Source organism: Terriglobales bacterium (genome assembly GCA_035937135.1).
In the GTDB taxonomy this organism is placed as follows: domain Bacteria; phylum Acidobacteriota; class Terriglobia; order Terriglobales; family Acidobacteriaceae; genus DASYVL01.
In genome coordinates this window covers 1-9778 of the sequence record DASYVL010000160.1, presented here as the reverse complement: position 1 = coordinate 9778, position 9778 = coordinate 1, and the positions used below count along the sequence as shown (strand labels likewise).

Annotated in this window: 10 protein-coding genes; 1 reads left to right on the top strand and 9 read right to left on the bottom strand. The window is 66.4% G+C overall.

Translation table 11 applies throughout. The features are described 5' to 3' along the window. The 4 genes from VGQ94_09355 to VGQ94_09340 all read right to left on the bottom strand — a co-directional run. Nucleotides 1-122 (bottom strand): RsmD family RNA methyltransferase (locus tag VGQ94_09355; protein HEV2022725.1); only part of this gene is annotated, 122 nt, incomplete at its 3' end. Then, the gene (serA, locus tag VGQ94_09350; GenBank protein ID HEV2022724.1) at nt 122-1717 is read right to left on the bottom strand and encodes a phosphoglycerate dehydrogenase; all 1596 of its coding nucleotides are present in this window, start codon (nt 1715-1717) and stop codon (nt 122-124) included. The genes serA and VGQ94_09355, both read right to left, overlap by 1 nt. Before the next feature lie 87 nt (nt 1718-1804). Next, nucleotides 1805-2992, bottom strand: a complete 1188-nt coding sequence (locus VGQ94_09345) for an alanine--glyoxylate aminotransferase family protein (protein HEV2022723.1) — start codon at nt 2990-2992, stop codon at nt 1805-1807. Between the two features lie 2 nt (nt 2993-2994). Next, nucleotides 2995-4221: a hypothetical protein gene (locus VGQ94_09340; protein ID HEV2022722.1), complete on the bottom strand. Its 1227-nt coding sequence runs from the start codon at nt 4219-4221 to the stop codon at nt 2995-2997. Nucleotides 4222-4369: 148 nt separating this feature from the next. On the opposite strand from VGQ94_09340, the gene VGQ94_09335 reads away from it, so the two are divergent. Further along, nucleotides 4370-4843 (top strand): GatB/YqeY domain-containing protein, encoded by a 474-nt coding sequence (locus VGQ94_09335; GenBank protein HEV2022721.1) that lies wholly within the window; start codon nt 4370-4372, stop codon nt 4841-4843. A gap of 26 nt (nt 4844-4869) precedes the next feature. On the opposite strand, the gene VGQ94_09330 is transcribed toward VGQ94_09335, so the two are convergent. The 5 genes from VGQ94_09330 to VGQ94_09310 form a co-directional block, all read right to left on the bottom strand. Next, nucleotides 4870-5481, bottom strand: a complete 612-nt coding sequence (locus VGQ94_09330) for a ribonuclease HI family protein (protein HEV2022720.1) — start codon at nt 5479-5481, stop codon at nt 4870-4872. A 1-nt stretch (nt 5482) separates the two neighbouring features. Next, nucleotides 5483-6238 (bottom strand): metallophosphoesterase family protein, encoded by a 756-nt coding sequence (locus VGQ94_09325; GenBank protein HEV2022719.1) that lies wholly within the window; start codon nt 6236-6238, stop codon nt 5483-5485. Between the two features lie 49 nt (nt 6239-6287). After that, nucleotides 6288-7277, bottom strand: a complete 990-nt coding sequence (locus VGQ94_09320) for an ABC transporter ATP-binding protein (GenBank protein HEV2022718.1) — start codon at nt 7275-7277, stop codon at nt 6288-6290. A gap of 92 nt (nt 7278-7369) precedes the next feature. Beyond that, nucleotides 7370-8206 carry a prohibitin family protein gene (locus VGQ94_09315; protein HEV2022717.1) on the bottom strand — a complete coding sequence of 279 codons (837 nt, stop codon included), beginning with the start codon at nt 8204-8206 and terminating at the stop codon, nt 7370-7372. An 850-nt stretch (nt 8207-9056) separates the two neighbouring features. After that, the gene (locus tag VGQ94_09310; GenBank protein ID HEV2022716.1) at nt 9057-9608 is read right to left on the bottom strand and encodes a DUF1264 domain-containing protein; all 552 of its coding nucleotides are present in this window, start codon (nt 9606-9608) and stop codon (nt 9057-9059) included. Nucleotides 9609-9778: the final 170 nt, after the last annotated feature.

The following is a 9778-nucleotide window of genomic DNA, read 5'->3' as shown; positions in this document are numbered from 1 at the left end:
GGCTCGCCGCCGCTGAGCACGTCGAAAAGCGTCTCGCGCAGGCGGTCGGAGGTGGGCCGCAGGTCCAAGCGGCGCAGCAAGCGCAGCGTACGCCCGCGGAATTTGCCGGCGATAACACGCATCAGAGCCGGATGGCCTTGGCCACGGTGACGGCTTCGATCTGGCGCAGCTCTTCCAGCACCAGCGGCGGGACGCGCCCATCCACGTGGACCACGGCGATGGCCTCGGGCGGCGTTTTTCCCGAGCGCTCGCGGCGGCCGAGCGAGAAATTGGCGATGTTGATGCTATGCGTGCCCAGGATGGTGCCGACCTTGCCGATCACGCCCGGCACGTCTTTGTTGCGCAGGTAGATGAGGTTGCGCTCGAGCGGCGCCTCGATGTCAATATCGTCCACGGCCAGCAGGCGCGGCGAGTTGCCGTGCAGCACCGTGCCCTTCACCAGGCGCTCTTCGGCGGAGGTCTTGATCATCACCGAAAGGACGTTGCCGGCGCCGCCGCCGGGGACTTTCGAGCGCTTGGCCTCGTGCAGGCGCAGGCCGCGCTCGGCGGCGATCGAAGCTGCGTTCACCAGGTTGGCCTTCTCCGAGAGCGTCTGGTTGAGGATGCCCTTGATGGCGGCGTTGCGGATGAGGTCCGTCTTCCACTCGGCGATCGCACCGGAGAAGCGCAGCGAGATCTCCTCCGGGCTGCCCTCGCTGGCCTGCGCGAGAAACGAGCCCAGGCGCTCGGCCAGCACGATGTAGGGCTGCATCTGCGCGTACTCGTCGTGGGAGACCGAGGGCACGTTGACCGCGTTCTGGATGACGCCGCGCTTGAGGTACTCCCTCACCTGCAGCGCGATCTGGTAGCTGACGGCCTCCTGCGCCTCGCGCGTGGAGCCGGCGATGTGCGGCGTGGCGATGACGTTCTCGAGCGCGAGCAGCGGCGAGTTCTTGGGCGGCTCTTCCGTGAAGACGTCCACGCCAGCCCCGGCGACGTGACCGGAGCGCAGCGCCTCGGCCAGCGCGGGTTCTTCCACCAGCTCGCCGCGGGCGCAGTTGATGAGCCGCACGCCCTTCTTCATCTTGGCGAGCGAGGCGGCGTTGATCATGCCGGCGGTCTGCGGCGTCAGGCCGACGTGCAGCGTCAAGTAGTCGGCGGCGGCGTAAACCTCGTCCAGGCCGGCCAGCTTGATGCCCAGCTCGCGGGCGGCAGTGGTTGGGACAAAGGGATCGTGGGCGATGACTTCCATGCCGAAGGCGCGGGCGCGGCGCGCGACTTCCATGCCCACGCGGCCCAGGCCGGCGATGCCCAGCGTCTTCGCGCGCAATTCGGTCCCTTGCAGCGACTTCTTCTCCCAGCGCCCGGCGCGGGTGAGCGCATCGGCGCGGCAGAGGTGGCGCGCGAGCGCCAGCATCAGGGCGAAGGTGTGCTCGGCGACGGCCACGGCGTTGGCCCCGGGCGTGTTCATCACCGCGATGCCCTTCTTGGTGGCGGCTTCCAGGTCGATGTTGTCCACACCCACGCCGGCGCGCCCGATGACGCGCAGCTTGCGCGCATGCTCGAGCGTCGCGCTCGTGACCTGGACGGCGGAGCGCACGATGAGCGCGTCCGCGTTCTCCAGATGCGAAGCGAGCTTGCCGTCGATCTGCTCCGAGGTGACTACCTCCCAGCGCGACTCTTCCTTGAGCAGCGCCTCGGCGGCGGGGGAGACCTTCTCTGCGATGACGATTTTCATGGATTCGGGTACGTCAGTGCGGCACAGCCACCCTGGGCTGTGGTTTGGTTGCGTGGCGCGGCCGCCCTCGGCCGCGGCAGTTGATTCCTAGTGAGCCGCCGACACGCGGGCCTCGGCTTCGGCGTAGACCGCCTGCGCCGCCCTCAAGCCGGCGCCGAACTCCACGTGTCGCGGACCGCCCACCCGGGCGAGCACCTGCTCCAGCGCGCCCAGGATGGCGATGGTGTCGAGGTAATCGTAGTACCCGAGGTGCGCGATGCGGAAGAGTTTCCCTTTCATCTCTCCCTGGCCGTTGGCCACCACGGCGCCAAAGCTCTCGCGGAAGGCCTTGACCAGCACGCCGGAATCCACGCCCGCGGGAGGCTCGATGGCGGTGAGCGCGGCGGCGGGCGAGGAGCGGGCAAAGAGCCGGAGTCCCAGGGCCTCGGCTGCGTCGCGGGTCATGGCCGCGGCCAGTTCGGCGTTGAGGATGAGGGCGTCGCGTCCGGCGGCCAGGTCGCCTTCGCCGGCGGCGCGGATGTAGTCGAGCGCCGCGGCCAGCGCCGCCACCAGCGACGTCGCCGGGGTGAAGGCGGACTCGCCCTTGGCCGCCGCCTTGCGCTCCTTGCGCAGATCGAAGTAGTAGCGCGGCGAGGTTGCAGACTCCATGCGCTGCCAGGCGCGCTCGCTCACCGCGCAGTAGGCGAGGCCGGGCGGGATCATCACCGCCTTCTGCGAGCCGCCGATGATCACATCCACGCCCCAAGCGTTCACGTCGAAGAGCGTGGTACCCAGGCCGGTGATGGCGTCCACCACCAGCAGCGCGCCACTATCTTTGAGCAAGCGGGCCACGCCTAGGACGTCGTGGCGGACGCCGGTCGAGCTCTCGGTGGCCTGCATGTAAACCACGCGGGTGTCTATCTTGAGTTGGTCGCGCACGGCGTCGAGCAGGAAGGTCTGGCCGTAGGGCGCCTCCACCACATCGACGGCGCAGCCGTAAGCGGTAGCCAGCTCCCGCCAGCGCTCCCCGAATTTCCCGGCGGTCAGCACCAGCACGCGGTCGCCGGGCGAAGTCAGATTCGACACCGAAGCTTCCATGGCGCCGGTGCCGGAGGAGGCGAACACGATGACGTCATTCTTGGTGCCGATGAAAATCTTCAGGTCCGCGAGCACGCGGCTGTAGAGGGCGCGGAAGTCGGCGGTGCGGTGGTGCAGGCTGGGGCCGGCGAGTGCGTTCTGGGCGGCGGGCAGAAGCGGCGTGGGACCGGGAGTGAAGAGCCGCGTCTTTCGCAGCATGACTATCTCAGGCGGATCTGGGTGTAGTCGACGGGAACGGCCGAGACGATGCGCCGCTCGTTGACGAACAGCACCAGGCCGGCGGTGGGATCTTCGCGCGTGCGGATGATCAACAATCCGTCGCCGTCCGGCGTCCCTTGCGGCGGGTACTTGCCCCAGTCGATGCCGGCGATGGCCTCCTTAGGCACGCGGGCCATGCCCACGATGGTCGGATACTCGGCGTCGTAGAGATTCACGCCATCCACGATCAAGATCACCCGCCGCTGTCCTTGCGGGCTCGCCAGCACGTAGGCGACGTCACGCTGGTTGTTCCGGCCGGAGAAATCACCGACCCTGCGGCCGCTGAGGTCCTGGCCGTTGTCGCGCAGCCAGAAACGGGCGGTGGGACCGAAATCCTCCGGGGTCGCCACCCGCCAGTCCTTGAGCCTCTGGATCTGGGCCGCGTCCACGGGCATCATCCCGGCGGGCGGGGCCTCGGTATCGGCCAGCTCATGCACCGAGATTGCGTCGCGCGGTCCGCTGGTCGCCGCATACACCGTGATCACCGCCGCAATGATGCCGACCACGATGGCGGCGCGGATGATGTTGCTGCGGTCCTTCTCCAGCTTGTGGACCTTGATGGTCTCCGCTCCCGGCATGTCCTCCAGCGCCCGGGCCAGCTTAGCCATGGACTCCAGGTGGTCGGTCACGTGGTGCCCGGTGTAGGGCGTGGGGATGGTCAGCTCGCTCAATTCCATGGCCCCAGTGGTGATGGTGAAGAACGTGCGCGGGGAGCAGCACAGTTTCTGCAGTTGCTGCATCGCCAACTTGCCGCCGACGAACATCTTGGTCTGGGTGGGATGGTCGGTGCGGGTCTGGAAGCGCGCGTCAAACATGTCATCCGGGGTGCGCACCAGCACGCGTCCCTCGGCGGCGCGCTCTCCCTTGGGCGCCACCGACATGGTGAAGGTGGCCTTGGCCTTGCCATTCACGTTGAGCCCCGGCGTGTTCTCGTCATAGGAGAAGCGGACGATGGCCGGCATCTTGCGGTAGTTTCCGGAGATCACCAGGTCATTGCCGTCGCGGAAGATCTCGCCGCCCAGGAACTTGGCGATCTGTTCGGCGTCTTTGGTCAGCTCCTGGTATCCGGAAAAGGTCTTCCCCTGGCGAAACGAGTGGATGATGAAGCCCACCAGACCCACCACCAGCAGGATGAGCAGCGCGAGCGCGACCGGGTGAAGAGATCCCATAGGGATATTCTGCCTGAGTCTTCCACAGGCTGGCAGGTTGGCGCGAATGATACCCCGGCAAGATGAGGGAATCAAATGACGCCGGGGGTGCCGGTTCCCCTCTTGGCAGAACAGCCAAGCCGCGCCCAACCGCTATAATCGAGGGCCCATGACTCTTACCGAGCAGATTCAAAAAGACATGACCGAAGCCATGCGGGCGCGCGAGGAGTTGCGGCTTTCCTGCCTGCGCATGATGAAGACGGCGCTGGAGAACAAGCGGGTGGAAAAGCGCGCGGCGCTCGACGACAAGGAGTCGCAACAGGTCTTGAGCACGCTCATCAAGCAGCGCAAGGAGTCGGTGGAGCAGTTCTCGAAGGGCGGGCGTCAGGAGATGGCCGACAAGGAGGCCGCCGAGATCCGCATCATCGAGGCCTACCTGCCCCAGGCCGCCGGTGAAGAGGAGATTGTGGCCACGGTGCGCGCCGTGATGGCGGAGATGGCGTCCGCAGGGACGGCCCCGGCGAGGAAGGACATGGGCGCAGTCATGAAGAACGTGATGGCGAAGTTCGCGGCCGCAGGCGCGCGCGTGGATGGGAAGACGGTCAGCGAGACGGTGAAGCGCGAACTGACGCCGAAACCATAAAGCGAACCACTAAGGACACGAAGGGATCACGAAGGAGGAACCCGCACCCGGACGCGCGTTCCTTCGGGCAAGCTTCCATCCAGCAGCTCCACGACGCCGTCGCGCACGACTCCGCGCAACTCCCGCTTGTCATCCTTGTCCGGTGGCGCCGCCGACGGGCGGCCCATGCCCTGGTCCATCGCCTGGTTGGCCAGGCGGTCGGCCTCGCGGTTCTCCCGGCGGGCGACGTGCTCGATAGCGAACCACTCGAGGCGGTGCGAGAGCGTCTTCGCTTTTTCGTAGAGCGGCCGCAGGTCGGGGCTCTTGACCTTGTACTCGCCGCGCATCTGCTTTACCAGCAGCTCAGAGTCGCTCAGCACCTTCACCGCCTTGGGGGGATTGGCGGCCGCGTATTCCAGGGCCGCGATCAGGCCGGAGTACTCGGCGAAGTTGTTGGTGCGAGGCCCCAGGTAGTGGCTGAGCTCGGCTAGCTTGCGGCCAGCGCGGTCTTCGAGGAGCACGCCATAGCCCGCCGGGCCGGGATTGCCGCGGGCGCCGCCATCGATCCGCGCCACAACGTAGTCGTGAGCGAGGCGCGGCGCCGGCGCCGCGAACATCGGCTGGGTGTGCGGTGCGGGACGTCGCGGGCGGCGAGGCACGTCAGCGTCCGTCGGTCAGGCGGGTGGCCAGGCGCTCGGGTAGCTTGGCGTCGGTGATGTGCTTCTGTGCCAGCTGGATGTTGTAGGGCACGCGGATGTAGCTGATCTTGTAGGCCTCCGAGTCGAACAGGACGAAGGCGGCACGGGGGTCGCCATCGCGCGGCTGGCCCGCCGAGCCCGGGTTGATGAGGTACTTGGCCGTCTTCTTGAGCTGCAGTTCGACCGTCTCCACCCGGTCGCGGGTCTTGTAGACGGGGCGCAGCGTCTCCCACTGCTCACCGTCCACGCCAAAGCCGCCCTGGATGTGGGTGTGGCCGAAAAAGGTGAGCGGGGCCGGGGTGGTGGAGAGCGGCTCGACCGCGTCCCGCACCACGATGATGTACTCGTCCTCGTCGAGTGGCGAGCCATGAACGAAGTGCACGCTGGGGACGTCCGGCATCTCGAGCGCCCCCTGGGGCAGGTTCTTCAGCCAGTCCAGATTCTCCGGGGTGAGCGTCTGCTTGGTCCACAGGGCGGCGAGGCCGGCGATGGGGTTGAAGCTGTCAATGCCCATCACGCCGCTGCAGGCCTTGTCGTGATTGCCGCGGACCACCACTGTTCCCAGCTTGCGCGCGCGGTCGGTGACTTCGTTGGGGCTGCCGCCGTAACCCACGATGTCGCCCAGGTTCACGATGCGGTCGTGGGCGGGCGCGGCGGCCAAGCAGGCCTCCAGCCCTTCCACGTTCGCGTGAATGTCACTGATGATCAGTATGCGCACAGGACCCTGGTCACAACCCGGCTTCTACACGAGGGACAGGAATTATAAATCAGCGCCCTCCCCCGGCCTCCATTCCAGCCACCACCGGGCAGCGCGCCCAGTGTCCGGGGGCGACCTCGGCCAGCGGGGGCAGGGCCCGGGCGCACTCCGGGATGCGCAGGGTGCAGCGAGGCTCGAAGGCGCATCCCGGGGGCAGCGCCCCCAGCGCCGGCACCGTCCCTTCGATGGCTTGGAGCGGCCGTCCGCGCTCGGTGCGCAGCGTGGGCACCGCCGCCAGCAGCCCGCGGGTGTAAGGATGCAGCGCGCGCGTCAGGACGTCCTGCGAGCTGCCTGTCTCCACCATGCTTCCCGCGTACATCACCGCTACTCGCCCCGCCACCTGCGACACGACCGCCAGATCATGCGAGATGAAGAGCATGGCCAGCCCCAGCTTCTGGCGCAGCTCGGCCAGCAGCTCGAGGATCTGCGCCTGGATGGTGACGTCGAGGGCGGTGGTGGGCTCGTCGGCGATCAGCAGTTGCGGGCGGTTGACGATGGCCATGGCGATCATCACCCGCTGGCGCATGCCGCCCGAGAGCTGGAAGGGGTAGTCGCGGGCGCGGCGCTCAGCGTCGGGCAGGCCGACGTCGCGCAGCGCCTCTACGGCGAGCTGCCACGCTTGCGCCTTGGCCGACTTCCCGTGGGCCCGCACCGCCTCGGCTACCTGGTCGCCCACGCGCATCACCGGGTTGAGCGCGGTCATGGGTTCCTGGAAGACCATGGCGATGCGCGCCCCGCGCACCTGGCGCATCTCCTCCTCGCTCAGGTCCAGCAGGTTCCGGCCTTCGAAGAAGATGCCACCGCGCGCGCGTGCCTGGGGCGGCAGCAGCCGCAGTATGGCCAGTGCGGTCACCGACTTGCCGCAGCCTGACTCCCCCACCAGCCCCAGCGCCTCGCCCGGGGCGAGGGAGAGGCTCAGATCGCGCACCGCCGGCAGCCACAATCCGCCCGCGGCGGGGAACTCCACCGTCAGCTCGCGGACTTCGAGCAGTGCCGCCACGCGCTTATCCTAGCAGCCGTCCCAGCCAGCCGGAGACGCGGGCGGGACGCCCGCGCGACAGCCGCCGAGACGGCGGCGCTACGGAAACCGTGCTACTGGCCCAGAATCAGTGGCAGCCCGTTCTTGCTGCTGCCGACGATCACGACTTTGGTGTTCTGACTGTTGGCCAGCCGCTCCGTCGCCTCGATGCCCTTCCAGGTCAGCAGTTGGTCGGTGAGGCCCTGGGCGACCGTGCGCTGGAAGTCGCGGATGCCCTCGGCCTCGATGCGCTTGCGGTCCGCCTCCTGCTTTTCCTTCTGCAGGCGGAAGGACATGGCAAGCGACTCCTGCTCGGCCTGCTGCTTGAGCTCGATGGAGGCGCGCAGCGTGGCCGGGAGCTGGATGTCGCGCAGCAGGATCTTCTCCACCACGATGCCGCGCGGCCCGAGCTCCTTCTCCAGCTCGATCTGGATCTGCTCCGCCACCTGCTCGCGCGCGCTGGTGTAGAGCGCGTTGGCGGTGTGCGCCGCGGTCACCGAGCGGATGGTGGAGCGCAGCGTGGGCTCCACCAGCGTTTCTTCGTAAGGCGGCTGGATGTTCTGAATCACTTCTGCCGCCTTGTTGTGATCCAGATGAAAGATCAGCGAGGTATCCAGTCCCACCACCAGGCCTTCGCTCGAAGGCACGCTGGCCGTCTCCTTCACCTGCTGCGTCTGCACCGAGACTTCCCGCACCGACTTCAGCGGGTTGATCAGGTGGATGCCCTCAGGCAGCACGTCGCCCGTCACCCGGCCGAACAGCGTTAGCACCGCCACGTGCCCGGTGCTCACCGTGGTCACCGAGGAGAAGGACAGGACCATCAGCAGCACCAGGACCCCCGCAGCCACCACGATGCGCGCCACCGGGTTGCTGCCTGTATCCACAATCTTTCCGTAGTTGAATGTAGGCATGATTTTGCCTCCCGGCTGGGGATTGTACGGCCTGCGCTCCGCCGCAGCGGGGCAGTTCCCCCGTCCGCGGATTCTTTGAAAGGACGCATAGTTGGCGCTCGACTTCGACTTTTGCACAGCGGAGAAGTAAGGGCCTCGGCGCCCCATTCGGCGAAAATGCTGCGCGCAAACCCCAAGAAACGCTGCTCGAAGAAGTTCGCGCTCAGTTGCGCCATCCGGCTTGCACATTTTCCCGGCATGCCCCTGTGGACGAGCTGCACTCGATTGAAAACAAATGAGATAGAGGCGCTAGATTTCAGTTGACGGGAAAACAGCATAGAGTAGATTCGGAGACGTTCTTTGACAGTTTCTCAAGTTTTTCCGGTTGGCGGCGCGTCCGGGGCTCGAGCCAAGTCACCGTTCATGCTTTCGGGCAAGGACGGAGGGCAGGTAAGGGTCTATAGCAACCCGCTGGTTGAGGAGAACGAGAAACATCGTCAAAGGCAAGATAGAGCCCCGAGGCGTTAACTGGTTTTCCCGGTTGGCGGTGAGCCCGGAGCCCGAGCTTAAAAAGGATCGCCCGTCGCGTGTCAGCGGCCAAACCGGCGCATCGCAAGGTGCGCAGGAGCCGAAAGGAAGCGAAGGTAGCAGGTCGGCGAGGGTCAAACGCGAGCTACTGGCCGAGGAGAATCGGTGAAACATACCCTCGGGGCTCTTTATTTCTTTCTGCCATCGTGAGCGGAGCATCATCCCCCTGCTGAATAAAAAACATCCCGAACGGCGAAGCCGGAGGGAGCCCTACCCCCAAAGAAACGTTTGAGGTCCGGTAGGGTTCCCTCGCTGCGCTCGGGATGTAAGAGAACAGACTGCCCTAGTACTTCTTGTACTCAGCCGCGGTCATGGGCTTATGGCCCACGGCCTGGGCAACGCTCATCTTGCCGTTGGGCAGGTCCTTGTCCCAATGGAAGTGGTAGATGAGGCCGTCGGTGGTCGCTACCAGGTCGGCGACTCCCTTGGCCTGGTCCGGCGGCAGGTCCAGCACCTGCACGCGCCCGCCGGCAATCTCAATGGCGTGGTCGTGCCAGTTCTGGTTCCAGGACTTGAGCGGAACCTGGGGGCGGGTGAGCTTCTTGGCCCAGATCCACTCGATCTGCGACAGCATGGCGTTGGGCTCGGTGGACTCGTAGATCAGGCAGACGATCTTCGGCGGGTCGGGCGCGTACACCTTGCAGTAGTGGTGATACGGTCCCATGACCTTGCCGCCCACCAGATGCGGCGCCAGCACGTGGACGTTATAACCCTGGGCCGGCGTGGGCTTCATGGCCGCGCCCGCTTCCTGCGGGGCGGCTGCCACGGGGTTGTAGTTCGTCGTCCAGGTGAGCGCCAGCAGCGCGCATAGGGCGAACAGTACGACCACAGCCATTCTTTTCGACATACTCCCTCCCATCTATTTGTTGTTTTCGATGGCTCTACAGAAACTGGGATTTTACTCCCGCCCGCCGCCGGTTGGAACCCGGATTCGCAGGGACGGGGACGCCCGGGCCACACGGTATAATCCTCGGCACTCATGCCCATCGCCTCCGGCACCAAGCT

Excerpts from the sequence above, each read along its gene's own strand:
- VGQ94_09345 (HEV2022723.1), bottom strand. The coding sequence starts at position 2,992 with ATGCTGCGAAAGACGCGGCTCTTCACTCCCGGTCCCACGCCGCTTCTG.
- serA (HEV2022724.1), bottom strand. The coding sequence starts at position 1,717 with ATGAAAATCGTCATCGCAGAGAAGGTCTCCCCCGCCGCCGAGGCGCTG.
- VGQ94_09335 (HEV2022721.1), top strand. The coding sequence starts at position 4,370 with ATGACTCTTACCGAGCAGATTCAAAAAGACATGACCGAAGCCATGCGG.
- VGQ94_09315 (HEV2022717.1), bottom strand. The coding sequence starts at position 8,206 with ATGCCTACATTCAACTACGGAAAGATTGTGGATACAGGCAGCAACCCG.
- VGQ94_09340 (HEV2022722.1), bottom strand. The coding sequence starts at position 4,221 with ATGGGATCTCTTCACCCGGTCGCGCTCGCGCTGCTCATCCTGCTGGTG.
- VGQ94_09310 (HEV2022716.1), bottom strand. The coding sequence starts at position 9,608 with ATGGCTGTGGTCGTACTGTTCGCCCTATGCGCGCTGCTGGCGCTCACC.